Source organism: Ruegeria sp. CH8 (assembly GCF_056536985.1).
The window spans coordinates 61,292-88,135 of record NZ_JBQFQR010000012.1 but is presented as its reverse complement, the minus strand read 5'-3'; the positions used below and the strand labels follow the sequence as shown (position 1 = coordinate 88,135).

At 57.5% G+C, this 26,844-nt stretch carries 29 protein-coding genes; 13 read left to right on the top strand and 16 right to left on the bottom strand.

Annotation, left to right across the window (positions count from 1 at the left end; all coding sequences use genetic code 11):
* The first annotated feature begins 30 nt into the window (after nucleotides 1–30).
* Entirely contained in the window at nucleotides 31–597 is a 567-nt protein-coding gene (locus ACR0ER_RS14770; RefSeq protein WP_480769590.1) for a PA14 domain-containing protein, read from the top strand.
* 41 nt (nucleotides 598–638) lie between these two features.
* On the opposite strand, the gene ACR0ER_RS14765 is transcribed toward ACR0ER_RS14770, so the two are convergent.
* Nucleotides 639–1,601, bottom strand: a complete 963-nt coding sequence (locus tag ACR0ER_RS14765) for an L-malyl-CoA/beta-methylmalyl-CoA lyase (protein ID WP_480769589.1) — start codon at nucleotides 1,599–1,601, stop codon at nucleotides 639–641.
* 294 nt (nucleotides 1,602–1,895) lie between these two features.
* Between ACR0ER_RS14765 and dgcN the strand changes: the two genes are divergently transcribed.
* The 3 genes from dgcN to ACR0ER_RS14750 all read left to right on the top strand — a co-directional run bounded on the left by dgcN (nucleotide 1,896) and on the right by ACR0ER_RS14750 (nucleotide 4,809).
* Nucleotides 1,896–2,897 carry an N-acetyltransferase DgcN gene (gene dgcN / locus ACR0ER_RS14760; RefSeq protein ID WP_170333876.1) on the top strand — a complete coding sequence of 334 codons (1,002 nt, stop codon included), beginning with the start codon at nucleotides 1,896–1,898 and terminating at the stop codon, nucleotides 2,895–2,897.
* A 74-nt stretch (nucleotides 2,898–2,971) separates the two neighbouring features.
* Nucleotides 2,972–3,937, top strand: coding sequence for an N-acetyl-D-Glu racemase DgcA (gene dgcA, locus ACR0ER_RS14755; RefSeq protein WP_480769588.1), 966 nt, complete (start codon nucleotides 2,972–2,974; stop codon nucleotides 3,935–3,937).
* A gap of 11 nt (nucleotides 3,938–3,948) precedes the next feature.
* Complete coding sequence (locus tag ACR0ER_RS14750; RefSeq protein ID WP_480769587.1) at nucleotides 3,949–4,809, top strand: D-amino-acid transaminase; 861 nt, start codon at nucleotides 3,949–3,951, stop codon at nucleotides 4,807–4,809.
* A gap of 43 nt (nucleotides 4,810–4,852) precedes the next feature.
* Here ACR0ER_RS14750 and ACR0ER_RS14745 read toward each other — a convergent pair whose 3' ends face one another.
* From ACR0ER_RS14745 to ACR0ER_RS14735, 3 genes are all read right to left on the bottom strand, one after another.
* A complete protein-coding gene (locus ACR0ER_RS14745; protein WP_170333871.1) occupies nucleotides 4,853–5,167 on the bottom strand; it encodes a DUF1244 domain-containing protein in 315 nt (104 codons plus the stop codon).
* A gap of 112 nt (nucleotides 5,168–5,279) precedes the next feature.
* The gene (locus ACR0ER_RS14740) at nucleotides 5,280–5,519 is read right to left on the bottom strand and encodes a DUF6868 family protein (RefSeq protein WP_480769586.1); all 240 of its coding nucleotides are present in this window, start codon (nucleotides 5,517–5,519) and stop codon (nucleotides 5,280–5,282) included.
* Nucleotides 5,520–5,606: 87 nt separating this feature from the next.
* Complete coding sequence (locus tag ACR0ER_RS14735; protein ID WP_170333867.1) at nucleotides 5,607–6,344, bottom strand: N-formylglutamate amidohydrolase; 738 nt, start codon at nucleotides 6,342–6,344, stop codon at nucleotides 5,607–5,609.
* Between the two features lie 133 nt (nucleotides 6,345–6,477).
* On the opposite strand from ACR0ER_RS14735, the gene pyk reads away from it, so the two are divergent.
* From pyk to rplT, 5 genes are all read left to right on the top strand, one after another.
* Nucleotides 6,478–7,923, top strand: a complete 1,446-nt coding sequence (pyk, locus tag ACR0ER_RS14730; RefSeq protein WP_170333864.1) for a pyruvate kinase — start codon at nucleotides 6,478–6,480, stop codon at nucleotides 7,921–7,923.
* A 246-nt stretch (nucleotides 7,924–8,169) separates the two neighbouring features.
* Nucleotides 8,170–8,607, top strand: a complete 438-nt coding sequence (locus ACR0ER_RS14725; protein ID WP_480769585.1) for a universal stress protein — start codon at nucleotides 8,170–8,172, stop codon at nucleotides 8,605–8,607.
* Nucleotides 8,608–8,621: 14 nt separating this feature from the next.
* The gene (locus ACR0ER_RS14720) at nucleotides 8,622–10,172 is read left to right on the top strand and encodes an alanine/glycine:cation symporter family protein (protein WP_170333860.1); all 1,551 of its coding nucleotides are present in this window, start codon (nucleotides 8,622–8,624) and stop codon (nucleotides 10,170–10,172) included.
* Nucleotides 10,173–10,354: 182 nt separating this feature from the next.
* On the top strand, nucleotides 10,355–10,555 hold the full coding sequence (gene rpmI / locus ACR0ER_RS14715; protein ID WP_010443552.1) for a 50S ribosomal protein L35: 201 nt from the start codon (nucleotides 10,355–10,357) through the stop codon (nucleotides 10,553–10,555).
* Between the two features lie 14 nt (nucleotides 10,556–10,569).
* Nucleotides 10,570–10,935, top strand: coding sequence for a 50S ribosomal protein L20 (gene rplT, locus ACR0ER_RS14710; RefSeq protein WP_008756009.1), 366 nt, complete (start codon nucleotides 10,570–10,572; stop codon nucleotides 10,933–10,935).
* A gap of 87 nt (nucleotides 10,936–11,022) precedes the next feature.
* Here rplT and gntH read toward each other — a convergent pair whose 3' ends face one another.
* The 3 genes from gntH to ACR0ER_RS14695 form a co-directional block, all read right to left on the bottom strand.
* A complete protein-coding gene (gene gntH / locus ACR0ER_RS14705; RefSeq protein ID WP_480769584.1) occupies nucleotides 11,023–12,366 on the bottom strand; it encodes a guanitoxin biosynthesis MBL fold metallo-hydrolase GntH in 1,344 nt (447 codons plus the stop codon).
* Nucleotides 12,367–12,602: 236 nt separating this feature from the next.
* Nucleotides 12,603–13,064: a hypothetical protein gene (locus tag ACR0ER_RS14700; protein ID WP_480769583.1), complete on the bottom strand. Its 462-nt coding sequence runs from the start codon at nucleotides 13,062–13,064 to the stop codon at nucleotides 12,603–12,605.
* A gap of 121 nt (nucleotides 13,065–13,185) precedes the next feature.
* On the bottom strand, nucleotides 13,186–14,577 hold the full coding sequence (locus ACR0ER_RS14695) for an aminotransferase family protein (protein ID WP_480769582.1): 1,392 nt from the start codon (nucleotides 14,575–14,577) through the stop codon (nucleotides 13,186–13,188).
* A 222-nt stretch (nucleotides 14,578–14,799) separates the two neighbouring features.
* On the opposite strand from ACR0ER_RS14695, the gene ACR0ER_RS14690 reads away from it, so the two are divergent.
* Nucleotides 14,800–16,428: an acyl-CoA synthetase gene (locus ACR0ER_RS14690; protein ID WP_480769581.1), complete on the top strand. Its 1,629-nt coding sequence runs from the start codon at nucleotides 14,800–14,802 to the stop codon at nucleotides 16,426–16,428.
* On the opposite strand, the gene ACR0ER_RS14685 is transcribed toward ACR0ER_RS14690, so the two are convergent.
* The 7 genes from ACR0ER_RS14685 to hmgA all read right to left on the bottom strand — a co-directional run bounded on the left by ACR0ER_RS14685 (nucleotide 16,425) and on the right by hmgA (nucleotide 22,718).
* Nucleotides 16,425–16,766 (bottom strand): DOPA 4,5-dioxygenase family protein, encoded by a 342-nt coding sequence (locus ACR0ER_RS14685; protein ID WP_480769580.1) that lies wholly within the window; start codon nucleotides 16,764–16,766, stop codon nucleotides 16,425–16,427. The two genes, ACR0ER_RS14690 and ACR0ER_RS14685, sit on opposite strands and share 4 nt — an antisense overlap.
* A gap of 85 nt (nucleotides 16,767–16,851) precedes the next feature.
* A complete protein-coding gene (maiA, locus tag ACR0ER_RS14680; RefSeq protein WP_480769579.1) occupies nucleotides 16,852–17,484 on the bottom strand; it encodes a maleylacetoacetate isomerase in 633 nt (210 codons plus the stop codon).
* A gap of 4 nt (nucleotides 17,485–17,488) precedes the next feature.
* Nucleotides 17,489–17,686, bottom strand: coding sequence for a DUF2783 domain-containing protein (locus ACR0ER_RS14675; RefSeq protein WP_480769578.1), 198 nt, complete (start codon nucleotides 17,684–17,686; stop codon nucleotides 17,489–17,491).
* 5 nt (nucleotides 17,687–17,691) lie between these two features.
* Nucleotides 17,692–19,302 carry an FAD-dependent oxidoreductase gene (locus ACR0ER_RS14670; RefSeq protein ID WP_480769577.1) on the bottom strand — a complete coding sequence of 537 codons (1,611 nt, stop codon included), beginning with the start codon at nucleotides 19,300–19,302 and terminating at the stop codon, nucleotides 17,692–17,694.
* Nucleotides 19,303–19,457: 155 nt separating this feature from the next.
* Nucleotides 19,458–20,714, bottom strand: coding sequence for a fumarylacetoacetase (gene fahA, locus ACR0ER_RS14665; protein ID WP_480769576.1), 1,257 nt, complete (start codon nucleotides 20,712–20,714; stop codon nucleotides 19,458–19,460).
* A gap of 17 nt (nucleotides 20,715–20,731) precedes the next feature.
* Complete coding sequence (locus ACR0ER_RS14660) at nucleotides 20,732–21,355, bottom strand: LysE family translocator (RefSeq protein WP_480769575.1); 624 nt, start codon at nucleotides 21,353–21,355, stop codon at nucleotides 20,732–20,734.
* A gap of 7 nt (nucleotides 21,356–21,362) precedes the next feature.
* Complete coding sequence (gene hmgA / locus ACR0ER_RS14655) at nucleotides 21,363–22,718, bottom strand: homogentisate 1,2-dioxygenase (RefSeq protein ID WP_480769574.1); 1,356 nt, start codon at nucleotides 22,716–22,718, stop codon at nucleotides 21,363–21,365.
* A 57-nt stretch (nucleotides 22,719–22,775) separates the two neighbouring features.
* On the opposite strand from hmgA, the gene ACR0ER_RS14650 reads away from it, so the two are divergent.
* Both ACR0ER_RS14650 and ACR0ER_RS14645 read left to right on the top strand, forming a co-directional pair.
* Entirely contained in the window at nucleotides 22,776–23,228 is a 453-nt protein-coding gene (locus tag ACR0ER_RS14650) for a MarR family winged helix-turn-helix transcriptional regulator (RefSeq protein WP_480769573.1), read from the top strand.
* A gap of 65 nt (nucleotides 23,229–23,293) precedes the next feature.
* Nucleotides 23,294–24,544, top strand: coding sequence for an adenylate/guanylate cyclase domain-containing protein (locus tag ACR0ER_RS14645; protein WP_480769572.1), 1,251 nt, complete (start codon nucleotides 23,294–23,296; stop codon nucleotides 24,542–24,544).
* Nucleotides 24,545–24,628: 84 nt separating this feature from the next.
* On the opposite strand, the gene ACR0ER_RS14640 is transcribed toward ACR0ER_RS14645, so the two are convergent.
* The gene (locus ACR0ER_RS14640) at nucleotides 24,629–25,222 is read right to left on the bottom strand and encodes a TetR/AcrR family transcriptional regulator (RefSeq protein WP_480769571.1); all 594 of its coding nucleotides are present in this window, start codon (nucleotides 25,220–25,222) and stop codon (nucleotides 24,629–24,631) included.
* Nucleotides 25,223–25,309: 87 nt separating this feature from the next.
* On the opposite strand from ACR0ER_RS14640, the gene ACR0ER_RS14635 reads away from it, so the two are divergent.
* Nucleotides 25,310–25,945 (top strand): nuclear transport factor 2 family protein, encoded by a 636-nt coding sequence (locus ACR0ER_RS14635; RefSeq protein WP_480769570.1) that lies wholly within the window; start codon nucleotides 25,310–25,312, stop codon nucleotides 25,943–25,945.
* Nucleotides 25,946–26,015: 70 nt separating this feature from the next.
* Here the strand turns inward: ACR0ER_RS14635 and ACR0ER_RS14630 are convergent, their stop codons facing one another.
* Complete coding sequence (locus ACR0ER_RS14630) at nucleotides 26,016–26,825, bottom strand: division plane positioning ATPase MipZ (RefSeq protein ID WP_170333830.1); 810 nt, start codon at nucleotides 26,823–26,825, stop codon at nucleotides 26,016–26,018.
* Nucleotides 26,826–26,844 lie beyond the last annotated feature (19 nt).

Here is a 26,844-nt window from a genome sequence, read left to right as displayed (position 1 = left end):
AAACAGCATACTCACCAGGGGAGACTAACGTTGAAAACGCACTTATTGACGTATGCGATGGTGGTCACCGCAAGTTCGATTGGGGTTTCTGCAGCCGCTGCCGAGCTGACTGCTCCGCTACCGATCGTAAAGCCGGGATTGAAAGTCACATATGCTGAAGCTCCTAAGAAGATTAAGAGCTTGGAGCAAGCCAGAGAATTGATCGATACGATTGGCCAACCGGCAGATCCGGTCCCTGCGTTTGACTTTCGTGATACCAACGATGGCGATCTTGTTATGACTTCGTCGCAACCTTACAACGTTGCAGCGGAATTAGTGGGTTTAATAAGGATCGATGAACCAGGATCGTATCAGTTTGAAGTCTATTCCAACGATGGTGCTGAAACAAAACTGGGCGGCCAGACAATCGGGTTTTTTGACGGCGTACAAGGCTGTGAAGGCAATGGCGTGACCGAAGTCGAAATACCAGAAGCGGGCTGGTACGAGCTCACCACCTTGTACTTTCAAAAAGGTGGAACCTCCTGCCTGATGATGAAATGGGGCAAGGACGGTAAGGACCTTGAATGGGTCCCCAACGACATTTTTGGTCACCGGTAGACATTTCAGGGCACCCTTGCGGTGCCCTGATCCGGTTTGAGTTAACCGTTTGCGGCGATCAGTTCAGCCTGTGCCACGATCACTTCGGCTTGTTTGATCGAAGCGATATCGACCAGACGCCCTTTGTAAACGGTAGCACCTTCGCCATTGGCCTTGGCCTGTTCCATCGCGGCGAGGATTTCACGTGCTTCGGAAACAGCCTCGTCCGACGGGGTAAAGACCTGATTGGCCAGTGCGATCTGTTTCGGGTGGATCGCCCATTTGCCGACCATACCCAGCGTGGCCGAGCGTTTGGCCTGAGCGATATAGCCCTCGTCGTCAGAGAAATCGCCGAACGGCCCGTCCACCGGCAGAACGCCATGGGTGCGGCAGGCGGCGACGATGGCGGCCTGTGCCCAGTGCCACGGATCGGACCAGTGCTTTTCGCCCTCGCGCAGCATATAGTAGTTTTCCTGCGTACCGCCGATGCCGGTGGTTTGCATCCCCATTGAGGCTGCAAAGTCTGCTGCCCCCAGGCTCATAGCCTGCATTCGGGGGGATGAGGCCGCGATCTCTTCGACATGGGCGATACCGGCGGCGGATTCGATGATGACCTCAAAGCTGATCGGTTTGGTGCGGTCCTTGGCACGCTCGATAGCGGTGACCAAGGCATCTACTGCATAGACATCCGCCGCGCAGCCGACCTTTGGGATCATGATCTGGTCCAGACGGTCGCCGGCCTGTTCCATCAGGTCGACCACGTCACGATACCAATAGGGCGTGTCCAGCCCGTTGATCCGCACCGACATGTACTTGTTGCCCCAATCAACGGTGTTCAGCGCCTCGATCACATTGGCGCGGGCGACGTCCTTGTCCGAGGGCGCAACCGAGTCCTCAAGATCGAGATTGATCACATCCGCTGCCGACGCGGCCATTTTTGGGAACAGCTTTGTGTTCGATCCCGGCCCGAACAGCTGACAACGGTTGGGGCGCGCGGGGGCGGCGGGTTGAATGCGAAAGCTCATCTGGACCTCGTGCAAGAAAGGAAATTACGATTTTCTTGCCGTATGAGGTATTAAATTGCGCAAGGCTTCGCAAGCGCCTTTGTGCAGTTGCCGCAATGCAAGTGCAGCATCTGCCGTGGGTTGGGGGTTGCGTGGTGATTAAGGATTAATCACTGTGAAAACTTGGGAGATTTTTGCGCTTTCGTTTCACTTGACGCAAAATTTTCCCTTTTGAGCAACTGAACCCGAAGGAAAACGCGAAACACTCGTAAGACACGTCCCTTAGCCTGCGCCAGAATCAAAGGAGTTACCGCAATGATCGAGACACCGTACCTGCTGTTTTTGGGCGATGCGCCCGACCAATTGGCGGCCAAAGTGGCAGTTGGCATCAAGGACTGGCGTCCCGAAAACGCCGTGGGCCAATACCGGATGGACGGCTGCAAGGCTGATCTGGGTCTGACCGATATGACTCTGACCGAAGCGAAAGAGGCCGGAGCCAAAACCCTGGTTATTGGCGTGGCCAATCGTGGTGGCGTGATCAGCCAAGAATGGAAAAAGGTTCTGGTCATGGCGCTGGAGGAAGGCTTTGACCTTGCCTCGGGCCTGCACAACCTGCTGCGCGACGAACCTGATCTGGTTGCCGTTGCCGAGGCAACCGGCCAGAAACTGCACGACGTGCGCGTGCCCGAAGTTGATTACCCGATCGCCAATGGCATCAAGCGTAAGGGCAAGCGGTGTCTTGCCGTGGGCACGGATTGCTCGGTCGGGAAGATGTACACCGCGCTGGCGATGGATGCCGAGATGCGCGAGCGCGGCATGAAATCCACCTTCCGCGCCACCGGTCAGACCGGCATTCTGATCACCGGTGACGGCGTGCCGCTGGATGCGGTCATTGCAGACTTTATGGCCGGTTCGGTCGAATGGCTGACACCCGACAATGACGACGACCACTGGGACCTGATCGAAGGGCAGGGGTCGCTATTCCATGTGTCTTATTCGGGCGTAACCATGGCTCTGGTCCATGGTGGCCAGCCTGACGCGCTGATCCTGTGTCACGAACCGACGCGCGAGCATATGCGTGGCCTGCCGACCTATCAGCTGCCGACGCTCGAAACCCTGCGTGACACCGCGCTGGCACTGGCCAAAGTGGGCAACCCGGATTGCCAGGTTGTTGGCGTTTCGGTCAACACGCAGCACATGTCCGAGGAGGACGCATCTGCCTATCTGGCCAAGATCGAAGCCGACATGGGCCTGCCCGCGACCGACCCCTTCCGCTTTGGTTCGGGCAAGCTGGTGGACGCGCTGGCCGCGATGTGATCTGAACGACACGCCGAGGGCGGGGTATTCCGCCTCCGGCGGGAGTATTTGGAAAAAGATGAAGGAGCGTTTGCGTGCAGGTAGAGGTCTCTCGTGATGTGTTTCGGCTGGCGCAGGTGTTTACTATTTCGCGCGGGTCGCGGACTGAGGCGAAGGTTCTGACCGTCCGGATTTCGGACGGAATTCATCAAGGCTGGGGCGAATGCGTTCCCTATGCTCGCTATGATGAAACGCTCGAGTCTGTTGAGGCCGAGATTGCGGGTCTGCCCGCAGAATTCACGCGCCAGTCGCTTATGGACCTGCTGCCGGCTGGTGCTGCCCGGAACGCTGTCGATTGCGCCCTGTGGGATCTGGAATGCAAGCGCGCCGGAAAACGGGCGTGGGACTTGGCCGGGCTACCAGTGCCGATGCCGGAGATCACTGCGTATACTCTTTCACTGGATACGCCGGAAAAGATGCAGGCGCAGGCGGCTGCGAATGCGCACCGTCCTTTGTTGAAGATCAAGCTGGGTACGCCCGACGACATGCCCCGGTTGGAGGCTGTTCGCGCAGGTGCGCCTGCCTCCAAGATCATTGTCGACGCAAATGAGGGCTGGTCGGCCGAAGTTTATGCCGATCTGGCACCGCATCTGGTGCGGTTGGGCGTTGAACTGGTTGAACAGCCTCTGCCCGCTGGAGAGGACAATGCTCTGATCGGGATGGAGCGCCCGGTGCCTGTTTGTGCCGACGAATCCTGCCATGACCGCACCAGCCTGCCCGGATTGAAGGGCAAGTACGATGTAGTGAACATCAAGCTGGATAAAACAGGTGGTCTGACCGAGGCGTTGGCCTTGCGTGAAGCTGCGCTGGCCGAAGGCTACAAAGTCATGGTTGGGTGTATGGTCGGTAGTTCTCTGGCCATGGCGCCCGCGACACTGTTGGCGCAGGGCGCGATGGTAACGGACCTTGACGGCCCGCTTCTGTTGGCCGAAGACCGCACCAACCCGCTGATTTTTGATGATGCCGGAGTGCACCCGCCCGTGGCGGACCTCTGGGGCTGAGGAGACAACATATGACCCGCACCGTTTACGTAAATGGCGAATACCTGCCCGAGACTGAGGCCAAGGTGTCCATCTTTGACCGTGGTTTCCTTTTCGCGGACGCCGTTTACGAAGTCACCAGCGTTCTGGACGGCAAGCTGATCGATTTCGAAGGCCACGCGGTGCGCCTCAAGCGGTCGCTGGACGAATTGGAGATGGCTGAGCCCTGCACCAAAGAAGAGCTGCTGGAGATTCACCGCAAGCTGGTGGAGCTGAACGGCATCGAAGAGGGTCTGATTTACCTGCAGGTCAGCCGTGGCTCAGACGGCGACCGGGATTTCGTGTTCCCGTCTGCGGACACCAAACCTAGCCTCGTGTTGTTCACCCAGAACAAGCCGGGTCTGGCCGACAGTCCTGCGGCCAAGAAGGGCGCTAAGATCATCTCGATCGAGGATATCCGTTGGGGCCGTCGCGACATCAAGACCGTGCAGCTGCTCTACCCGTCGATGGGTAAGATGATGGCCAAGAAAGCGGGCTGCGACGATGCGTGGCTGGTCGAGGATGGCTATGTCACCGAAGGCACTAGCAACAATGCCTATTTCGTGAAGAACGGCAAGATCGTCACCCGCCCGCTGTCCAACGACATTCTGCACGGCATCACCCGCAAGGCCGTACTGCGTATGGCGGCTGAGGCGCAGATGGAAGTCGAAGAGCGTCTGTTCACCATCGATGAAGCGAAAGAGGCGGATGAGGCCTTCACCACCTCGGCCAGCGCCTTTGTCATGCCGGTGGTTGAGATTGACGGCGTAACGCTGGGCGACGGCACACCGGGGCCGATCGCCAAACGCTTGCGTGAGATCTATCTGGACGAAAGCCGCAAGGCCGCGATCTAAAACAAGGGCCCGCCAAACCGGCGGGCCTTTTTCGTTCCGGGCGTCAGCCCTTTTTCGTCACGTTTTCTTCGAAGGCGACCTTGAAGGCGGCCTGTTTCTCGGGGCTAGCCTCGGTCTGGTAGTTGGCCTTCCACTCATCCATGGTCATGCCATAGAAAATCTCACGGGCTTCGTCCTTGCCCATTTCGATGCCCTTTTCGTTGGCCGCTTCCTGATACCAACGCGACAGGCAGTTGCGGCAGAACCCGGCCAGATTCATCATGTCAATGTTCTGAACGTCGGTGCGATCTTCCATCAGGTGCTTTTGCAACCGGCGGAACGCGGCGGCCTGAAGTTCGATTTCGGTTTGCTTGTCCATGGTCTGGCTCCGGATGAATGTCTTGCGTACTGAGCCTGACCTAACAATCCCGTGGCTATGTTACAACAATCAGGAAGGGCCCGAAGGCCCTTCGCAGCTTTAGATGTAGGTGCTAAGCCAGTTTAAGTGCCAACCAAGGCATCAGGCAGAACACGATCGTCAGGATCTTGTAGTTGGCAAGATACCTGAAATAGGCCCTTTTCACCTCGGTGCGTTCCATTTGGAACATCCTGCCGTGAACCCCTGCAATCCAGTCCTGTAGGGCAACTATCATCAGCGTGGTAAGCGACAAAAGGGCGATGTTCAGAACCGTCATCCAGCCGAAGACGGTCGTCAGGAATTCCTGAGTCATAGTCGTCTCCTTTCCCATGATATATGGGGTGCCGCGAGAAGGCCCACAATATCGCGAAGGCCGGAATCGGCCTCGGTTGACCCTACGTTACAATCCGCTGTCGTCCAGTGCGTCCTGCAGAATTTGAGCTAGTCGTTCGGCCCAATGACGTTGTCCGGCGTGATCGGCAATAAGGTCATTTCGCAGTTCGATCAGGGCGTTAGGTCGTCCGAAACTGGTGCAGTGTTTATCGATCGCATCCCCGGGAAGAACGCCGGTATAGGGCTCGTTTACCCCAACGCACATGTCGCCCTCTGCCTCTAGCCGGTTGATCAACGGGCGTGAGAAACGCTCATCCTGTGTATGCAGCACGCCCACATGCCATGGGCGCGGTTCGCGCCCCCGCAATTGGCGGGTAAAGGAATGCATCGACACGATCACCGCATGAGGCAGCGCTGCCATTTGCGCGAGTGACTCGTGATAGGGGCGGTAACACATGTTCAGACGCCGTTCGCGTTCGGACGCGTTGGCATGGCGGTTTCCGGGAATGATCGAGCCGTCATAGAGCTTCATCAGCAGGGTCGGATCGTCCTCGCCCCGGTTCGGATCGATCACGAGGCGCGAGAAATTGGCCGCAATCACTGGCGCGTTCAGGATCTCGCCCAGATGCTTGGACACCTCATAAGCGCCAACGTCATAGGCGATGTGACGCTCCATATCCTCGCGCGGCAGGCCGAGGTCTCCGCCGTTGATTTCGGGCGGCACTGTGTTGGTTGCGTGGTCGCATGTGATCAGCCAGCGCGACGGGCGATCAGCGCCGTGGATAAAAAACGGAGAATACGTCATAAGCCTGTCATCTAGTTTGTCGCAGGTGTAGGGCAGTTGCTTTGAAAAGGGAATTGCGCAATAAGCGGCCATGAACAATGTTTGCGGTAACATTTGTGCGAAACCAAGAGATGACGTTAGGAGAGCACCACCAATGCGACGCCTGAGAAATGTAAAAATCGTGGCGACGCTGGGACCGGCGTCCAATGACTATGACATGATCCGCGCACTGCACGAGGCAGGGGCAGATGTGTTCCGTCTGAACATGAGCCACGGAAGCCATGATGAGATCCGCGAACGGCACCGGATCATCCGGCAAGTGGAAAAGGATCTGGACAGCCCGATTGCCATTCTGGCGGATCTTCAGGGCCCGAAATTGCGCGTCGGCGTCTTTGCGAATGACGCAGAAGAGTTGGAAGAGGGCGCGGCGTTCCGGCTGGATCTCGATCCTGCACCCGGCGACGCGGGCCGGGTTTGCCTTCCGCACCCCGAGATTTTTGCGGCGCTGGAACCGGGCGCGCGTCTGTTGGTCAATGATGGCAAGATTCGCCTGATCGTTCAGGATTGCGGTCAGGACTTCGCCGCCTGCACCGTCGAAGTCGGCGGCACCATCTCGAACCGTAAGGGCGTGAACGTGCCAGACGTCGTGCTGCCGCTGGCCGCGCTGTCGGCCAAAGACCGCGACGATCTGGAATTTGTCTGTCAGCTGGGTGTGGACTGGTTGGCGCTGAGCTTTGTTCAGCGCGCAAAGGACGTGTTTGAGGCCCGCGCGCTGGCCGATGGCCGGGCCTCGATCCTGTCCAAGATCGAAAAGCCCGCAGCGGTTGAGGCGTTTGACGATATTCTCGATGCCTCGGACGGGATCATGGTTGCGCGGGGTGATCTTGGGGTCGAACTGCCGGTGTCCGCCGTGCCGCCGATCCAGAAACGTCTGGTGCGGAAATGCCGGGGTGCGGCCAAGCCAGTGATCGTGGCGACCCAGATGCTGGAGAGCATGATCGAAAGCCCGATGCCCACCCGGGCCGAGGTCTCGGACGTGGCGACCGCCATCTATGAAGGCACCGATGCCATCATGCTGAGCGCGGAATCCGCAGCAGGCTCGTACCCGATCGAGGCTGTTCAGACGATGAACAAGGTCGCCATCGAGGTCGAGGCTGATCCGACCTATACGCAGATTATTTCGGCCTCCCGAACTGCCAAAGGCACTACGATTGCAGATGGGATCGTGGCCGCCGCGCGTGAGATTGCGGAAAAGACCGATATCAAGGCCATCTGCTGCTTTACCCAAAGCGGCACCACGGCCCTGCTGACGGCGCGGGAACGCCCCGGAGTGCCGATCATCGCGATGACACCAGCCACCGGCACCGCGCGGCGCCTGTGTCTGAGCTGGGGCTGCCACTGTGTGATGACGCCCGAGCTTGAGCGGTTCAAGGGCGCCGTGGTCAACGCCGCCCGTGCGGCCCGGGCCGGTGGGTTTGCCTCGGAATCCGATCAGATCGTTGTGACCGCAGGTGTGCCGTTCAACGTGCCCGGAACCACAAATATCCTGCGTATTGCTCCCTGCGATGAGCGTCTGATCTACAACACCGATCCGGGCTGACACGTGCGTTTCATGCCCGTTGTTACCAAGTGGCCTCGGGTTTTTGCCTATTTTTTAGGCATGAAAAGTTCTTTATTATCAATAAAAAGCCGGACTCTGGGTTGAGTCTGGCAATTTCCCCTCTGTTTTTCAGTGTTTTTCCCGGATACTGGTTTGCGTGGGCAGTCTACTCAGAAAGTTCCAGGTTCCGGCTGCCCAGCCGGGGGCACGGGCCCCGGTACAATCAAAAAATAATGGAGGAACGTCATGACAACGAAAATTGTCATTGGACTGGACGGGACTGAAACCGGGGAACGCGCGATCGCCTTTGCCAAGGACTTGGCCGGGCGGATCGGATCGTGTGAATTGCTAGTAGTTTACGTGATCGAATGGTCCCCTTTCACTTTCCAGACACCAGAAGAAAACGCTTTGCGGCACAAACGGCGCGAGGAAGAGGTCGCACTGGCCACGACCCGGGTCGTCAACCCAACTGTGGACGCGTTGAACGCGGACGGTTTCACGGCGCAGGGCATTGTCCGCCATGGCGACGTGGCCGAAACGCTGAATGCGATCACGGTTGAAAACGGCGGCACCCAGATCATCGTCGGGCGCGCCTCGGCGGACGGATTCAAGAAACGCCTGTTCGGCAGCTCGACCCAGAATCTGGTCATGCATGCCGACGTGCCGGTCACCGTTGTGAACTGAGGAGAGTGATGAGTATGAATACGCTTCAAAAACTGAGCCTTGGTGCAACTGCAGCTCTGTTCGCCAACCCCGCATTCGCGCAAGACGCACCGGGTCTGGACGACAAAATCAATCAGGCCTTTGCCGATTTCACCGGACCTTTTGTCAGCTTTATCTTCGCCCCGTTTCCGGGCACAGGCTTTCCGTGGATCGTTGGATGGCTGGTCGTCGCGGCAACGGTGTTTTCGCTGTATTTCGCCTTTGTGCAGTTCCGCTTTTTCGGACACGCTGTCAGCCTTGTAAAAGGTGACTATTCCGATCCCAACGATGCGGGTGAGGTCAGCCATTTTCAGGCGCTGGCAACTGCGCTTTCGGGCACGGTTGGTCTGGGTAACATCGCCGGTGTGGCGGTTGCCGTCGGTATCGGCGGGCCGGGTGCTACGTTCTGGATGATCATGGCGGGTCTGCTGGGCATGGCCTCGAAATTCACCGAATGTACGCTGGGCGTGAAATACCGCAACGAATACGAGGACGGCACCGTTTCGGGTGGTCCGATGTATTACATGTCCAAAGGGTTCAGTGAACTGGGCCTGCCGGGCGGTAAAATTCTGGCCGTTCTGTTCTCGATCTTCTGTATTCTTGGCGCGCTGGGCGGGGGCAATATGTTCCAGGCCAACCAGGCGCACCAGCAGATCGCGGGCATCACCGGAGATTATCCCGGCTGGATCACAGGTCTGGTCTTCGCGGGTATCGTGTTTGCGGTGATCGTGGGCGGCCTGAAGTCCATCGCACGCGTGACCGAGAAGGTCGTGCCCTTTATGGGCGTCATGTATGTGCTGGCCGCACTGGTCATCATCATCATGCATGCGGACCAGATTGGTTGGGCCTTTGGCCAGATCTTCGCAGGTGCCTTCACCGGTCTTGGTGTGGCAGGCGGCATGGTTGGAGCGCTGATCCAGGGTTTCCGTCGTGCGGCGTTCTCGAACGAGGCGGGCGTTGGTTCTGCAGCGATTGCGCACTCGGCTGTGCGGACCAGTGAGCCGATCACCGAAGGTTTCGTTTCGCTGCTTGAGCCGTTCATCGATACAGTCGTGATCTGTACCATGACGGCATTGGTGATAATCATCACCCAGCAGCTGATCATCGACCCGCAAACCGGTCTCTACATGCTGACCGAAGACGGTAGTGGCATTGCAACGGTTGACGGCAACTCGGGCGTCAGCTTGACTTCGGCGGCCTTTGCCAGCGCCTTTGGCTGGTTCCCCTATGTTCTGGCTATCGCGGTGGTGCTGTTTGCCTTCTCGACCATGATCAGCTGGTCCTACTACGGCCTTAAGGCCTGGACCTACCTGTTCGGCGAGGGCCACACCAAGGAACTGGTCTTCAAGATCATCTTCTGCGTCTTTGTGGTGATCGGTGCGGCGGCCAACCTTGGTCCGGTCATCGACTTCTCGGATGCGGCAATCTTTGCGATGGCGGTCGTGAACGTCTTTGCGCTCTACTTCCTGATGAAAGTGGTGCGGGAAGAGCTAGCCAGCTATTCAGCGCGCCTGAAAAGCGGTGAGATCCGCAAATTCGAGCACTAAACCCTTTCACCGGGGCGGCCAATGTCGCCCCGGTGCCTGACCAGCCTGCGAAAAGCGCAGATTCTGGTCCAAACCCCCTTGCCAGTATGACCTTTCTTGCGTAAACGGCGCTTCTGATCGCGTGACCGGCCGAGATGGCATGCCGAGTCGCGTTTAGTACCGAACCCTGAAAGGAGACGGAAATGCCTAAGATGAAGACCAAGTCGAGCGCCAAAAAGCGCTTTAAGGTGACTGCGACCGGTAAGGTCCTTGCTGGCCAGGCCGGCAAACGGCACGGCATGATCAAGCGGACCAAAAAGTTCATCCGCGACGCCCGTGGCAACACCACCCTGTCCGCCCCCGACGCCAAGATCGTCAAGGGCTACATGCCCTACGACCGCTAAGAGGAGATTAAGAGATGTCCCGCGTTAAAGGTGGAACCGTAACTCACGCCCGTCACAAGAAGGTCATCAAGGCCGCTAAAGGTTACTATGGCCGCCGCAAGAGCACCTTCAAGGTTGCCCGTCAGGCCGTCGACAAGGCCAACCAGTATGCAACCCGCGACCGTAAGAACCGCAAGCGCAACTTCCGCGCGCTGTGGATCCAGCGTATCAACGCTGCTGTTCGTTCGCATGACGAGGCTCTGACCTATTCCCGCTTCATCAACGGCCTGAACCTGGCCGGTATCGAAGTGGACCGCAAAGTTCTGGCCGACCTGGCCGTGCACGAACCGGAAGCGTTCGGCGCGATCGTCGCCAAAGCTCAGGCCGCTCTGGCTGCCTGATCCTCTGAAAAGAGACAGTGAATGAAAGGCCGTCCCGTTGGGGCGGCCTTTTTCATTGCGGCAGGTGGAGTCGGATCAATTTTGGGTTCAATCGCCCGGATAGGGAAAGTCCCGCCCAAGCATTTCACTAGCCTGTTCGTAGATGGGGCGCAAAGCATCATCCACGTCCCATTTTCCGCCCTCAATAAAATCAGAAAATCCCACTGATTCCACGGGAATACCTTGGTTTTGGGCGAAGGTTTCCCGATCATTCTCGCCTGGTGGGATCGGAGGTTCGGAGAGCGGAGGCGACCAGGTATGCTCTTCGGTAACGGCCATGCGTACACGGATATCGTCTTTGGTGACGTTCCAGACCATAAAGTCTTCGGCCAAGCTCAGCGGGCCGTCATAGGTTGTACGGATGCGCTCCTCAACACCTCCGGCGGTGTCGAAATCGTTAAAGAAATGATAAGCGACCGCAATCCGTGGCTTGATTTCAGACATCACTTTACCGAACGCTTCAGGCGCTGTGTGTATTTGCGTACCAACTTGCAGAGCAGATTCTGGTGTGAACCCCAGCTTTCCTACAATATCGGGAACCGCGATAAAGCACTCGTGGATCGCAATATCAGCGTCCTTGGCATATTCAATGAACCATTTGTTCGGATAAGTGTCAGAGCTGTAAACAAATTTAAGCCCGTTCCATTCCAACGAGAAGCTGACTGCTCCATCAATCCCATGGATTGCTGGAAAGCTCCTAACGACAACGCCATTCTCGTCATAGATGACCTCGTTTTCACCTTTGTAGTCGAATTCGGTGACGTCCATCTGGTAGCCGCGCGGGTCAGTTGCACCGACACGCGCACTAAGGTCCCACAACAACATGTCTTTCATACTATCAGTAGCCGCTTTGGTACCAAGTTCGGGAACTGACCCACTGGGTCCCCAAACGCGCAACGGTCTGTTTCGGCCCATCAAGGCACCGCCGATAAACAACTCATGCAAGGCGCCGAAATGATCGGTATGCAAATGGCCGACAAAGACTTTGTCCAGATAGTTGTAGGGTATTTGCAGAGATGAAATCCGCTCAGACGATCCGGATCCGATGTCGAAAAAGAACTTATCTCCATTTCCAAGTTCAACAAGAAAGCAAGCAGCGGCTTGAGCCGCACGTGTAGTTGGCATACCCGTGCCGCATGCAACAACACGCATCTCATCTGGCGCCAGGTCTTCAGTGTTAGGATAGTAAGCGTCGCGCGGGCGATCGCGAACTGCGGTGGGTGAGATTTCAGGCTCCGCGTCCTGCGCCACCGCCATCCCAGGACTTAATAAGGTAATTGCGCTTTGCAGAATGGTTTCAGAAGAAGTATCGCTTTGCTCTATCCATTTCCCGATAACAACACCGATCCCAATCAAAGTGACGACTGCTGTGGTTGTGGCTAGCCTTTTCATCTTCTCTCCCCCCAAATGTCAGCTTTCCGAAAAAACCGTTACCTGTTTTCATCGACTCCCATTCGATAATCTTTAGTTTTGAATGTAACACACTTTGCCCGGAACTCCGAATAGCCGACGGGGGTTTCCACGCGCGCAGGTCAACACCTCCACACATGCTTAAATAGCCAGAGGTGCAGACGTTTCTGTCGCAGAGGGGTTTTTGAAAGAAGCTTTAAGCCTGAAAATGGACGGGCTTACTTCTGATCATCCTTTTTTACAAGTTGCGCTGCAAAGGCCACGCCAGTGCCTGGGCCGGCATATGTGACCATGATCACGTCATCCAGATAAACACCGTTGAAAATCCCGGCCGAAACGTCGTCGCCCGATATCCCGGCCTCGGCCAGAACAAAGCGGGTGGGGTCGTCCAGGCTGAACGTGCCCATCGCCTCTTCGACGATCCAATCGGTGTCTCCGATCCGGCGCCAGCGGTTTGTGGCGGTGATCAGGTTGCCGTCGAGCTTGCTGATCTCCAACTCCATTTCAGTCTTCAACAGACCTTTCTCGTGGTTCGGGTTCGATTTAGCGAACCCTACCAGATAGGTGCCGTGCCATGTTCCCACGATCTGAGGGAAGCCGCTGCCCTCTTCGGCGTTGGCAGTGGCAGCGATAGAAAGCACAAGAACCGTCACCATGCTGCGGAGGAAATTGAATGCCATGATGTTATCTCCTGAATAGAATGGTCACAGGCTACCCGAGTTCAGAAATTTGGCAAACACAGCGTGAAAACGAAAAAACCGGCGCATTAGGCACCGGTTTTCTTAGATATTGTGCAGTACTTTAGCCGAATACGCGACCCAGCGCGCCATCGACCGCATCGGTGATCTGGTCGATATCATCCGCCGTAGCGATCAGTGCGGGCGAGAAGCACAGCGTGTTGTTGCGACCGGGGACTGAGCGGTTGGTGACGCCGATGATCACGCCCTGCGCCATGCAGTCGGCCACAACCGCCTGCGCCAGCTTTTCTTCGACCGGCTCTTTGCTGCCGCGATCTGCAACCAGTTCGGCACCCAGGAACAGGCCCTTGCCGCGCACGTCGCCGATCACTTTGTGCTTTTCCATCAGCGCCTGCAGGTTGGCCGTCATGCGATCGCCCATGGCCGAGCAGTTGCCCAGCAGGTTTTCGTCCTCGATGATGCGCATGTTCTCGATCGCTGCAGCCGGACCGGCGGTGCAGCCGCCAAAGGTCGAGATGTCGCGAAAATAGTTCAGCGGGTCGGCTGCATCGTCCTTGAACATCTCAAAGACTTCCTCAGTGGTCACCAAGCAGGCAATCGCTGCATAGCCTGAGGCGACGCCCTTGGCCATGGTCACGAAATCCGGCTTGATGCCGTATTGCTGATAGCCGAACCAAGTGCCGGTACGGCCGACGCCGCAGACGACCTCGTCGATATGCAGCAGGATGTCGTATTTCTTGCAGATCTCCTGCACGCGCTGCCAGTAGCCTTCGGGCGCTTCGATCACGCCGCCACCTGCGGTTACCGGCTCTAGGCACAGGGCGCCGACGGTGTCAGGACCTTCGCGCAGGATGACCTCTTCGATCTGGTCCGCAGCCCACTCGCCAAAGTTCTCGACCGGTGCGCCGTCCAACTCGTGCTTGCGGTACTCCATGCAATGCGGCACGCGCACGAAGTCAGGCGCGAAGGGGCCGTATTGCGCGTTGCGCTCATCCTGACCGCCTGCGGACATCGCCGCCAGCGTCGAGCCGTGATAGTCGCGGTCGCGATACAGGATCTTGGTCTTCTTGCCGCCGTACTTCTTGTGGGCGATCTGGCGAACCATTTTGAACGCCTTCTCGTTCGCCTCACTCCCTGAGTTGGTGTAGTAAACGCGGCTCATGCCCGGCATCTTCTCGATCAGCTTTTCGGCGAAAATCGCGCCCGGGATCGAACCGGCCGAGTTGGCGAAATAGCACAGCTTCATCAGTTGGTCGTACACGGCCTTACAGATCGATTCGCGGCCATAGCCCACGTTGACGGTCCACACACCGCCCGAAACTGCATCCAGATGCTCTTTGCCGTTCTGGTCCCAGACGCGCATTCCCTTGCCTTCGACAATGATGCGGGGATCATTGGTTTCAAAGGGTTTGTGCTGGATCAGGTGGTGCCAGATATGGGCGCGGTCGGCTTCGACCACACGGGAAAGATCGTTTTCGTTGAACGTGCCGTCCATGACATGTCCTTTCAGAAGTATTGGGTGTGCAAGTTGCGGGAACGCTGCCGCCCCGGCTTGAAATTTTGATGGCCCAGATCACCGCGAATGGCCATCTGTAGATAGGGCCAGATTGCACCATCCCGTATTGCCAGTCCATGGCTTCGGCGTATTTCTACGGGTTTGCCAGGCGCGACACTTTGTGATCAAGTCCGGCGAGAACTGAACTGGGAGGGTCAGCAGATGGCAACGGCCAATATCTACGAGCGTCATTTGGACAAGAACCGCGCGAACTACACGCCCTTGTCCCCGCTGAGTTTCATCGAACGCACTGCAAAGATCTACCCCGATTATCCTTCGGTGGTTTACGGCGATCGCCGTTATAGTTGGGCGGAAACCTATGCCCGTTGTCGCCGTCTGGCGGGTGCATTGGCGGCGCGCGGTGTGGGCAAGGGCGACACGGTGTCGATTATCGCCGCAAACATCCCCGAGATGTACGAGGCCCATTTCGGTGTACCAATGACCGGTGGGGTGCTGAACACCATCAACACGCGACTGGACGCGCCGATTATCGCCTTCATCCTGAACCATGCTGAGACCAAGGTGTTGCTGGTTGACCCCGAATTTTCGGGCGTGGTGAAAGAGGCTATGAAACAGGTGGATCATGACGTTCTGGTCATCGACATCGAAGACCCCAGCTTTGACGGCGGTGAAAAGCTGGGCAGCCTGACCTATAACACGCTGCAGGCCGAGGGCGATCCGGACTTTGCGTGGTCCTTACCCGAGGACGAATGGGATGCGATCACGTTGAACTATACCTCGGGCACCACGGGCAATCCGAAAGGAGTTGTGTATCACCACCGGGGCGCGACGCTGAACGCGCAGTCTGACCTTTTGGACTGGGATATGCCCAAGCATTCAGTCTACCTGTGGACCTTGCCGATGTTCCACTGCAATGGCTGGTGTTTCCCCTGGGCGATGGCGGCCAATGCCGGGGTCTCGGTCTGCCTGCGGGCAGTACGGGATGAGCCGATCTATGCCGCCTTCCGCGATGAAAAGGTCACCCATTTCTGTGGCGCGCCAATTGTTCTGAACATGCTGGCGAACGCCCCCGATCACCTCAAAGACTTCGATCATGAGATCAAGGTGATGACCGCAGGTGCCCCGCCGCCCGCGGCCGTGATTGAAAAGATGGAAGGCATGGGGGTTGAAGTGACCCATGTCTACGGCCTGACCGAAACCTACGGTCCTTCGGTCGTATGTGCGTGGAAGGATGAGTGGAACAGCAAAGGGGCCGAGGAGCGCGCGGCGCTCAAAGTTCGTCAGGGCGTTCCCTACACGGCGCTATCGGGGTTGATGGTAGCCGATCCGGAAACACTGGAGCCTGTGCCCGCAGATGGCGAGACGATGGGCGAGATTTTCATGCAGGGCAATGTCGTCATGAAAGGCTATCTGAAAAACGCCGAGGCCTCGGACAAGGCCTTTCGCGGCGGTTGGTTTGCCTCCGGCGATCTGGGGGTGATGCACCCGGACGGCTATATCGCGCTCAAGGATCGGTCCAAGGACATCATCATTTCGGGTGGCGAGAATATCTCATCGGTCGAGGTCGAAGACATCCTTTACAAACACCCCGCCGTGATGGAGGCCGCCGTGGTCGCGCGCCCGGATGAGAAATGGGGCGAGACGCCCTGCGCCTTTGTCGAACTCAAACCGGATTCGCAGGCCAGCGAGGCGGATATCATTGCCTTCTGCCGGGACAACATGGCCCATTTCAAAGCGCCCAAGACGGTGGTGTTCGGGGCGTTGCCCAAAACCTCGACCGGGAAAATCCAGAAGTTCAAACTGCGGGATCAGGCGCGGGCGCTGACCTAGGCGCCCATCTTGTCAAAGATCGACAGGTCAAGCCCCAGCATCTCACCCATCCACACCGCACGGTCTCGGTGATCGGCCAGATGATCACCTGTTTCCGGGTGGGTGAAGATGGTCAGGCCTTGCCGGTTCAACATCAGCCAGGGGATGACCTGATCGAACGCTTCCGGTGCAAAGGTCAATTGGCAACTCCAACGCGGGTGCGGGCCAACGTTCTTGGCGTGCATCCGGCCCATTTCAACTGGGAAAAGGCGGGCAACTTCTTCGCAAACATGTTGCGCAACAGCCTGGGTTTCGGCGTCGAAATAGATGTGGGCGTGATAGCCGGTGATCTCGGGCATTGGGGCCTCCTGCATTTGTATCGCAGGATACACGGGGCAGGTCGCCCGATCTATCAACGCGGGTACACAGGCGCTGTGCGTCAGATCAGGTCGCGGCCTCGGGGTGGGCGGCTATGAAGGCGGGGTGTTCGGCGCAGGCGGCCTCGACCGTCAGACTGCGCGGCAGGTTGGACAGGTCTACGTCCCAGCGCCGCGCGTTGTGCAATTGCGGGATCAGGCACAAATCGGCCAGACCGGGCTGAGACCCCGCACAATAGGGGGTCTGTTCAAACTCGGCCAACAGCGCTTCGAACGCCAGCAGGCCGGGGCGGATAAAGTGGTGCATCCAGTCGCCCAGCGTCCCTTCGGTCCCGCCACCCAGCGCAGCGGCGTGCCGGGCAACCGGCAGGTTGCAAACCGGATGGATATCCACGGCAATGGATTGCGCCAAAGCCGACACTTTGGCGCGGTGCGCGGGTTCGCCGGGAAGCAAACCCAGACCTCGGGTCTGATCCAGGTAATCGATGATCGCCAATGATTGCGTCAGCCTCAGCCCGTCAATCTCGAGCACCGGAACCAGCCCCTGTGGGTTGCGGGACAGATGGGTTTGCGATTTCTGCGCCCCGTCTCTGAGATCGACGGACACAGTGCGATAGGCGATCCCGGCCAGGTTCAGCGCGATCCGCACGCGGTAGCTGGCCGATGACTGGCCATAGTCATAAAGGATCACCTCGGCCATGCTGTCAGCTTTTCTTCAGCGCCGCGGCTTTCAAGGCTTGCGCCAGCACATCCGCGTTTCCGATATGGTTGGCCAGCACCAGAACAAGCCGCGCATTCAGTGCATCACTTTCGGATTTTTCCAATCCGTCATGTGCGGCCAGCAGACCGGCATAGAAATCATCGCCATTGTCTAGGTTCGGGGTGAGGATCAGATCGGCCATCTTGCTTACTCCTTACCGGTGGCCCGGCGGATCGCCTGCCGGAATGTGTTTTCTTCGAAACTGTCGCGTCGTGCGGCCACGTGCTGATCCGGGCGGATCAGGTAAACCGCGCTGGTGGCGTCGCCCAGATAGCGGCGTTTGAGTTCCAGCGTCAGATCATCCTTGACCGAAAGCGCCAACCGGGCGGCTTCGATGCCGTCTTCCTCGATCCGGTCGGGGGCGTCGGCGTCGATGGTTAGCAGGGTGAATTTACCCGCCAGTTTTGGTAACAGGAAGTCGTCCCCCAAAGGCGCATCCGGGCAGGCCGCGCCCGGGCGGGTGATGTCCGGCCCGTTTAAGGCATCAGCCGAGCTGAGAGATGACCCCTCGTAAGAGCAGGGCGTGCTCAAACGGCCGGAATTCACCAGCGGTCGGGCGAACTCAAAATGCTCGCTGAGGTCCAGAACCGCATCCCGGAACTCCCGCGAAATGTCGGATTTCGGCGTGATGAAATCGGTCGAGCGTGCGGACATGCGGATATTCTCATCGGCTGCCTGAACCCGTTCGCGGTTGTAGCTGTCCAGTAGAATCTCAGGCGCTTTGCCGTCGATGACCAGCTTCAGCTTCCAGCACAAATTGTCCGCGTCCTGCATTCCGGAGTTTGCGCCGCGCGCCCCAAACGGGCTGACCTGATGGGCGCTGTCCCCGGCGAACAACACGCGGCCGTAGCGGAACCGTTCCATGCGCCGACATTGGAAGGTGTAGATCGACACCCATTCCAGATCGAACTTTACGTCCTCGCCCAGCATCGCTTTGAGCCTTGGAATAACGTTCTCGGGCTGTTGTTCGCGCTCCTTGTCGATGTCCCAACCCAATTGCAGGTCGATACGCCAGACATTGTCGGGCTGTTTGTGCAGCAGAGCCGATTGCCCGCGATTGAAGGGCGGATCGAACCAGAACCAGCGTTCGGTCGGAAAATCGGCCTCCATCACCACATCAGCGATCAGGAAGTTGTCTTCGAACACACGGCCTTCGAAATCCAGCCCCAGCATCCGCCGCGTCGGCGAATGCGCCCCGTCACAGGCGATCAGCCAATCGGCCTCGATGTTATAGGGACCTTCGGGGGTTTCCACCTCAAGCGTGACATGGGTGACATGGGTGCCAATGGCCTCGACCTTATTGCGCCCGCGGATTTCCAGTGGCGCCCCCTCGGCCTGCAATTCACGCACCCGGTCTACAAGGGCGTTCTCGAAATAGTATTGCTGCAGGTTAATGAAGGCTGGGTTTGCATAACCTGTGTCGGGCTGCAGATTAAACTCATAGACTTGGCGTTCATCGAAATACACTTTGCCCGCGTTCCACAGAACACCTTTTTCCACCATCGGACGCCCGGCGCCCAGACGGTCAGCAATATCGAGCGTGCGTTGGGAAAAGCAGATCGCGCGGCTGCCGAAACTGACCTTGTCATTGTCGTCCAGCACCACAACCTCGACCCCTTGCTGGGCCAGATCAATGGCGGTGGCCAGTCCTATCGGACCGGCGCCGATCACGATCACTTTGTGTCGAACAGGTAAAGGTGCATCCTGATCCGGGCTGCGTTCATAGGCATAGAGTGGAACTTCGAAAATCTTGTTCATGGGCTCTCCCCCGATGGTCCGGCGCTGGTTTCGCGCAAGAATTCGTTCTTCGGCACTGCGGTGCAGAAGACTTGAGCCAATGGTTTCATCTAAATTTTCGCCGCAAAACGATCTGGATCAAATGCGGCGGAAATTCCTTGTCCTTTGTACGGTCCTTACTGCGCGTAGGGAGATGCGAGAGCGGGCAATACGGTGCCGGTGCAGTCACCGAAACCGATTGTGTAGCCCTTGCCTTTGGCTGTGCCCGTCAGGGTCAAGGTGTCGCCATCCTCAATGAAGCTACGGGTCTCGCCCGTGTCCAGTGTCAGCGGTTCCTTTCCGCCCCAACTGAGTTCCAGCAACGAGCCGCGTTCCGGTTTCGTCGGACCCGAGATTGTGCCGGACCCCAGCAGGTCACCCGTATTCATCGGGCAGCCCGATGTGGAATGGTGGGCCAGTTGCTGCGCGGCAGAATAGTACATTTCCTTGTAATTCGTTCGGGCAATCGTGGAAGCTGGCTTACCCGCGGGCGCCATCGTCACGGACAGGTCGATGTCGTACAGCATCGGGCCGCAGTCCTTCAGATGGTCCAGCAATTCGACCTCGCGCGAAGGTGTGTCGCAGCGAAACGGTTCCAGCGCGGTTTTGGTCACGATCCACGGGCTGATGGATGTTGCGGTGGCCTTGGCCTGAAACGGGCCGAGCGGTTGGTATTCCCACGCCTGAATATCACGCGCTGACCAGTCGTTCAGCAGGACGTAACCGAAGATGTGGTCATCGGCCTCCTGCACCGTGATCGGCCCGTCCGACGGCGTGCCGACGATGGCACCCATCTCAAGCTCGATGTCAAAGCGGCGGCTGGGCAGGAATGCGGGTTTCTCTTGGTCCGGCGACTTCAATTGGCCCCAAGGGCGGCGGATATCGGTACCCGACACCACAACCGAAGACGCCCGGCCATTATATCCAATGGGAATGTGCAGCCAGTTCGGCGGCAAGGCGTTTTCCGATCCGCGAAACATTGTACCGACGTTTTGCGCATGGTGACGCCCGGCATAGAAGTCGGTGTATTCGCTGACGGCGAATGGCATGTGCAGTTCGGCTTTGTCCTGCGGAACCAACAGGGGTTCAACCTTTTCCTGCTCTTCAGACCCTTCGGCCAGCAGAGACGTCAAACGTTCGCGCAACGCGGCCCAGACAGCGGGGCCTTGTTCCATCAACGGGTTCCAGAAGGGCAGATCGAACAAAGGTTCGTCGTCCAGATCGATTACCCCTTCAGCCTCGGCTGCGGTGACGTCCAGAATCATGTCGCCGATCGCCACGCCGCAATGCAGGTCGGACCCGTCGACCGAAAAGACACCATAAGGCAGGTTGTTCAGCGGAAACGGTTGGTTGGCGTCATTGGCCGAGGCCACCCAGGATTTCATCAATGGCATCTGTGATCCTTGTCAGTTTATTGCGCATCACGCAGGGACTTCAGCCCCAACAGAAGGGCGGCCAATATCATGAAGCCGCCGCCAGCCCGATCCAGCCACAGCCGCGCCGAGCCCTTAAGGCGCGTCGCCAGCCAACTGGCGCTGCCGCCATAGATGGTCAGAAACAGCCCGTCGATGGTCAGATAGGTGACCGAGAGGATGGCGAATTGCGGCCAGAACGGCAGCGCGCCATCGATGAACAGCGGGAACAGGGCGGCAAAGAACACCACCGCCTTGGGATTGGCGGCTGAGGTGATGAATCCCTGCATCCAAAGCGACTTGCGGCTGGCGCGAGGGGCTGCTTGTGCCGCTTTCCGGTCGGCTTTGAGGATCATCTTTACCCCAAGAAACACCAGATAGGCCACGCCCAGCCATTTGATCACAGCCAGCGCTGCGCCCGAGGCTGCAATAATCGCAGCCAGACCAAGCCCAGCCGCCAGCATTTGCAGCAGGTTTGCGGTCAAATCTCCGGCGGCGGTGAACATCCCGCGTTTCAGCCCATTGGTTGCCGAGTTGGACAGCATCAGCAACTGGCTCGGCCCGGGTGTGCTCATCAACAGCAGGACGGTGGCGACATAGGTGATCCAGATATCCAAGCTCATCACCGCCTCACTTTTTGCCCGGCGTTCCGTCGAACTTTTTCTCAAGTGAGGTCCAGCAGTCAATGTAATCGTCCTGCAAGGGGGCCTCCTTGGCCGCAAATGGCGTCAGATGCTGCGGGAAACGGGTTTCGAACATGAAGGACATGGTGTTGTCCAGCTTGTCCGGCCCGAGGTTAGCATTCGACGCCTTTTCGAATGCCTCGCGGTCCGGTCCGTGTGGCAGCATCATGTTGTGCAGGCTCATGCCGCCGGGAACAAAGCCCTGCGGCTTGGCGTCGTACTGGCCGTAAATGTTGCCCATCAGCTCGGACATGATGTTCTTGTGATACCAAGGCGGGCGGAACGTATCCTCGGCCACCATCCAGCGTTCGCGGAACAGGACAAAGTCAATATTGGCGGTGCCCGGCTGCCCCGAAGGCGCGGTCAGCACGGTAAAGATCGACGGATCAGGATGGTCGAACAGGATCGCGCCGACCGGGCAATAGGTGCGCAAGTCGTATTTGTAGGGCGCGTAATTGCCGTGCCACGCCACCACGTCCAGCGGGCTTTGATTGATCTTGGTCGTGTGGAATTGCCCGCACCATTTGACGGTGACGGTCGAGGGCACTTCGCGATCCTCAAACGCCGCGACAGGCGCCTTAAAGTCGCGCGGGTTGGCCATGCAGTTGGCGCCGATAGGCCCACGGCCGGGCAGTTCGAATTTCTGGCCGTAGTTCTCACAGACGAATCCGCGCGCAGGGCCCTCTAGCACCTCGACCCGGTAGACCAATCCACGCGGGATGATGGCGATTTCCTTTGGCTCAAGGTCGATGATCCCCAACTCGGTGGCAAAGCGCAGACGGCCCTCCTGTGGCACTACCAGCAATTCGGAATCGGCCGAGTAGAAATAGTCATCCACCATCGACTCGGTGACCAGGTAGATGTGGCTGGCCATGCCGACCTGCGTATTTACATCCCCTGCCGTGGTCATCGTGCGCATGCCGGTCAGCCAGGTTAGCCCCTGATCGGAATGCGGCACCGCATCCCAGCGGTACTGGCCTAGGCTGATCACGTCCGGGTCGACAAAAGGCGCGGACTTCCAATAGGGCAGGTCGATCTTTTCGTAGCGATGCGAGTGTTTTACCGATGGCCGAATGCGATAGCACCAGGTCCGCTCAGGCGGGTTGGCGGTGAAGGCAGTGCCGCTGAGCTGCTCACCATAGAGACCATAGTTGCATCGCTGTGGGCTGTTCATTCCCTGAGGCAGCGCACCCGGCAGGGCTTCGGTTTCAAAGTCATTGCCAAAGCCAGGCATATAGCCCGCATGGGTGCCGACCTGCGCGCTGGCCTGTGTCATTTTATGTGGATCAGTCGGATGGTTCATCCTGCGTTCCTCCGCTTAATGCTTGAGGGATAATAGTTGATTTTGTAACTAACAAGCATGGCACAAGACGATTCCACCAAAAAAGATGACTTTAATCTGCAGAATTTCCTGCCCTACCTGCTGAATCGCGCAGCCGAGGAAAGTTCGTTAGAGTTTCAGCAGGTTTACAAAGACCGATACGGAATGTTGCGCACCGAGTGGCGGGTGCTGTTCCACTTGGGTAATTACGGCGAAATGACTGCGAAAGAGATTGGTGAGCGCGCGCATCTCCACAAAACTAAGATCAGCCGTGCAGTTCACAGGCTCGAGACGCGGCGATTTCTGGTACGTAGCCGCAGTGAGGCCGATGGTCGGGTGGAAAACCTGAGGCTGACGCCTTACGGACAGTCTGTGTATCGAGAACTGATTGGCATAGCCGAGCAGTATGATTCAAATCTGGTTGCCCAGTTCAGCGTGGATGAGGTCGCGCTTTTGCGTAAAATGCTCCGCCAGTTGGCTCATATGGATTGACGGCTGGTATTTCACGCCTCTGGCCCCCAGATGACATCCAGAGCGGACACTGGATTAATAACAACATGACGACCCCAAACGCCGATACGGCGAAATCAACTGATCTTATTGAATGGATCGTGACTCGTGGCCTTGAAGGCGCGCCCAAAGAAGAATTGCTGGACGGCTACTGCAACAAGCTGTTGGAGCTTGGTGTTCCCCTGATGCGCTTTCACGCGGCACAGTCTGCGTTGCATCCTGTTTATGGAGGCACCGGGTTCAGCTGGTACGAAGGGCAAGGTGGTGAATCCGAGACCTTTGTGTATACTGAAGAACCCAGCGACCAATGGAAGCGAAGCCCCCTTTACGCCATCTTCACCAATGAGTTGGATGAAGTCCGTGAGCGCCTGATTGACCAGAACGAAGTCAGCCGGTTTCCCTTGCTGAACGACCTGCGCCAGATCGGGGCCACCGATTATTACGCGACTGGAGTCAGCTTTAATGTGCCGACCCAAAGCGTAACAGGGCATAGCAAAGAGGCAGTTGATGGGGTCCTGATGTCATGGACGTCGAATGCGCCCGAGGGTTTTCAGGACCACGACCTGGCGCTGATAAACACAGCGTTGCCGCATCTGGGTCTGGCATTGAAATCTGCGTCCAGCGCCCGGATTTCAAAGGACCTGATGCGTGTATATCTGGGCCGCGATGCGGGGCGCCGGGTGTTGTCGGGCGAAATCCGACGCGGCTCGTTGCAGCAGATCGACGCGGTGATCTGGAACTTTGACCTTGAGGGTTTCACCAGCCTTTCCGAAGAACTGCCGGGCAACGAAATCATCGACATGTTGAACGACTACTTGGCCGCCGCGGTTGGAGTGGTGCACGACAATCGCGGCAATATCCTTAAGTTTATGGGGGATGGGCTTATGGCGATGTTCGACGTCGGCGAAATTGATGAGGACGCACGCGCTGCGCTGAAAGCGGTCCCGGTGTTGCAGGAAAGGATAGAAGCACTGAACGCCCGCCGTAAGGCTGATGGCCTGCCGGTGGCCAGCTTCACCCTTGCCCTGCACGCGGGCGAAATTCTGTATGGAAATATCGGGTCCGAAACACGTTTGGACTTTACTGTAATTGGACCCGCGGTGAACCAGACTGCCCGGATTGCCGGAATGCACCGGTCACTGGGGCAGCGGATCCTGATCTCGGACGACGTTGCCCGTGCGGCGCAGCCCTGCGGTCAGGATCTGGTTTCCGTCGGGCGCTACATGCTGCGTGGCGTGACTGAACCAAAAGAGCTGTTCACGGTGTATAAGGCAGCCGACTCGCAACCAAGTGTTTAGATCGCGAGTTTTAAGTCCCAAATGCTCGCCGCTCCAAGTTGCAGAAACGACCGGTCTGTTGAATGTTAAATTACCGCCTAGCCGCTATTTGTGGCTCGCCGAATAATGAGACAGGAACATGTTTAAGCAATCCGACATAATGCCGTCTGTATCTTGCTTTGCCCCAAGCATGAATTCGGGCGTGTAGAAGAACTCTCTTATGAGGCTGTGCAATTGCCTTGAGGCATACTGAGCATCAGCGGCGCGAAGCGCACCAGCCTCCATTGCTTCTGAGATCAAACCGGTTATCGGATTCTGTAACTTTGCAACTTCTGCGGCATAGGCTTTGGAACGTTCCGGATCGATCAGCATTTCTGCGGTCACCATCCGCGTAATGGCAATGGTTTCCGGTTCGGTCAGCTTTTCAACATATTTGGTGATCAGCTCTTCGAACTGTGTTTTCAGATCACGATCCGGATCAAAGGGGACATGGCCAATGGCACCCTTTTTCCTGATCATCGCTTCCGAGATTTCCTGAAACAAAGCCTCCTTGCTGTCGAAGTGGTTGTAAAGTGTGCGACTCGAAACACCCGCCTTGCTGGCGATCCGTGTCGTTTTCGCCCCTCGGAACCCGTATTCCTGAAACTCTTGTACTGCTGCTTCAAGTATATTTTTTCTTTTTTTATCAGTTAGTTTCACGTTTTTTCCCTCGTCGCCAACGCAAAAATGTAAATTAACTGTTTACATTTAATGGTCTCATCTAATAGGTAAACGCTGTGTTTACATTTGTCCATCGGCGCAACTGAAAACGACGCGCCAGCACCAGCACATAAAAGGAGAACCGTCATGGGTTTGAAATCAGCTCTTTGCACCGCAGCGTTTGTGCTTTCGGTCGCACCGGCATTAGCAGAAGGAGAAATTGCGTTGGTCAACAAAACGCTCGGAACCCCGATCACCGCAGAAAACATCGTCGATGTTCTCGAAATCCAGCGCACCGCCACCAATCTCACGCTCAGTGTTGACACTCAACAATGGGATGTCACGGCTGATCTTTTGGATGGCGATATCGAAACCACCATCGGTGAGCCTGTGAATGGCGCACCAGTGGTGAAGTCAGAAGAAGAAATCCTGACACGCTGGAAAGGCTTTTATGAGACTGCAGAGAAACTGGTCATTCATCACGTGACTTCGAATGACCGCGTTTTCTTTGAGGATGCGGACACTGCGACCGTCTTTAGCAAAGGTGTCATCGTGCTGGAGAACACTCCTGCCGGCGACTTTGCTGACGATGGCGGCACACTGCGCGGCTACCGCTGGGTGGATTATGAAATTGGCGTGCACAGAACAGTTGACGGGTGGAAAGTGCACAAGGTCAACGTCACATACCTTGTTCAGGAGTTTGCCTCGCTACCCGCCAATTAAACCTGGTATCCGTAGGGATGGCAGCGTCCAATTCTTGTCGGTTGCACGCAGCCATCAGCGTGCAAACCCCTTAAAAATCGATTTCGACGCCCGGCAGGTTCAGCTCTTTCATCATGTCGCGCAGTTCCTGCCGCGCGGCGATGTTCGAGATGTTCAGCTGTTTCACCCCGATATCCTTGAGGTCCAGCAGGGTCAGGCCGCGGGGGAACAGTTCGCGGAAGATCACCCGCTCAGAGAACCCCGAAGCAACACGGAAACCGATGCGCTGGGATAGCATCTCGATCGCGCGTTGCATCTTTTCCTTGTTGACCATGCGCTGCGTACCAACGCGGTTGCGCACAACGACCCAGTCAATGGGTTTCAACCCAGCCTGAGCCCGCAGCTGCCGCGCGTTCCAGACCATCTCGGAATAAACCGATGGTCCGAGGATTTTCTCACCCTTTGAATCGATCCGCGCGAGCAGGTCAAAGTCGATGAAACTGTCATTCAGGGGCGTGATCAGAGTGTCGGCAAGAGAGTGCGCCACTTGGCTCAGGCGGGTGTGTGAGCCGGGGCAGTCGATCAGAATAAAGTCGCTGTCGCTTTCCAACTCGGCCACGGCGGCCGACAGGCGGTGGTCATAGATGTTCTCACCGGGCTTCAGATTTTTTGGATCGATCTCGGGCAAGTCATGGTGGCGCGGGCTGGGCAGCCGCGCTTCTGAGCCGTTCATGAAGTTGCCGCGGTTCTCGAAATAGCGACCGAGGCTGCGTTGGCGCAGGTCAAGATCCAGTGTGCTGACCTTGTGGCCCAGCCGAGCCAAAGCAGTGGCCACATGCATCGACACGGTCGATTTGCCTGCGCCGCCCTTCTCGTTCCCCACTACGATGATATGTGCCATGCTTGTATTCCCATGTCCC

Coding starts and splice junctions, on each gene's coding strand:
- ACR0ER_RS14765 (WP_480769589.1), bottom strand. CDS start 1,601: ATGAGCTTTCGCATTCAACCCGCCGCCCCCGCGCGCCCCAACCGTTGT.
- dgcN (WP_170333876.1), top strand. CDS start 1,896: ATGATCGAGACACCGTACCTGCTGTTTTTGGGCGATGCGCCCGACCAA.
- ACR0ER_RS14750 (WP_480769587.1), top strand. CDS start 3,949: ATGACCCGCACCGTTTACGTAAATGGCGAATACCTGCCCGAGACTGAG.
- ACR0ER_RS14745 (WP_170333871.1), bottom strand. CDS start 5,167: ATGGACAAGCAAACCGAAATCGAACTTCAGGCCGCCGCGTTCCGCCGG.
- ACR0ER_RS14740 (WP_480769586.1), bottom strand. CDS start 5,519: ATGACTCAGGAATTCCTGACGACCGTCTTCGGCTGGATGACGGTTCTG.
- ACR0ER_RS14735 (WP_170333867.1), bottom strand. CDS start 6,344: ATGACGTATTCTCCGTTTTTTATCCACGGCGCTGATCGCCCGTCGCGC.
- pyk (WP_170333864.1), top strand. CDS start 6,478: ATGCGACGCCTGAGAAATGTAAAAATCGTGGCGACGCTGGGACCGGCG.
- ACR0ER_RS14725 (WP_480769585.1), top strand. CDS start 8,170: ATGACAACGAAAATTGTCATTGGACTGGACGGGACTGAAACCGGGGAA.
- ACR0ER_RS14720 (WP_170333860.1), top strand. CDS start 8,622: ATGAATACGCTTCAAAAACTGAGCCTTGGTGCAACTGCAGCTCTGTTC.
- rpmI (WP_010443552.1), top strand. CDS start 10,355: ATGCCTAAGATGAAGACCAAGTCGAGCGCCAAAAAGCGCTTTAAGGTG.
- rplT (WP_008756009.1), top strand. CDS start 10,570: ATGTCCCGCGTTAAAGGTGGAACCGTAACTCACGCCCGTCACAAGAAG.
- gntH (WP_480769584.1), bottom strand. CDS start 12,366: ATGAAAAGGCTAGCCACAACCACAGCAGTCGTCACTTTGATTGGGATC.
- ACR0ER_RS14700 (WP_480769583.1), bottom strand. CDS start 13,064: ATGGCATTCAATTTCCTCCGCAGCATGGTGACGGTTCTTGTGCTTTCT.
- ACR0ER_RS14695 (WP_480769582.1), bottom strand. CDS start 14,577: ATGGACGGCACGTTCAACGAAAACGATCTTTCCCGTGTGGTCGAAGCC.
- ACR0ER_RS14690 (WP_480769581.1), top strand. CDS start 14,800: ATGGCAACGGCCAATATCTACGAGCGTCATTTGGACAAGAACCGCGCG.
- ACR0ER_RS14685 (WP_480769580.1), bottom strand. CDS start 16,766: ATGCCCGAGATCACCGGCTATCACGCCCACATCTATTTCGACGCCGAA.
- maiA (WP_480769579.1), bottom strand. CDS start 17,484: ATGGCCGAGGTGATCCTTTATGACTATGGCCAGTCATCGGCCAGCTAC.
- ACR0ER_RS14675 (WP_480769578.1), bottom strand. CDS start 17,686: ATGGCCGATCTGATCCTCACCCCGAACCTAGACAATGGCGATGATTTC.
- ACR0ER_RS14670 (WP_480769577.1), bottom strand. CDS start 19,302: ATGAACAAGATTTTCGAAGTTCCACTCTATGCCTATGAACGCAGCCCG.
- fahA (WP_480769576.1), bottom strand. CDS start 20,714: ATGCCATTGATGAAATCCTGGGTGGCCTCGGCCAATGACGCCAACCAA.
- ACR0ER_RS14660 (WP_480769575.1), bottom strand. CDS start 21,355: ATGAGCTTGGATATCTGGATCACCTATGTCGCCACCGTCCTGCTGTTG.
- hmgA (WP_480769574.1), bottom strand. CDS start 22,718: ATGAACCATCCGACTGATCCACATAAAATGACACAGGCCAGCGCGCAG.
- ACR0ER_RS14650 (WP_480769573.1), top strand. CDS start 22,776: ATGGCACAAGACGATTCCACCAAAAAAGATGACTTTAATCTGCAGAAT.
- ACR0ER_RS14645 (WP_480769572.1), top strand. CDS start 23,294: ATGACGACCCCAAACGCCGATACGGCGAAATCAACTGATCTTATTGAA.
- ACR0ER_RS14630 (WP_170333830.1), bottom strand. CDS start 26,825: ATGGCACATATCATCGTAGTGGGGAACGAGAAGGGCGGCGCAGGCAAA.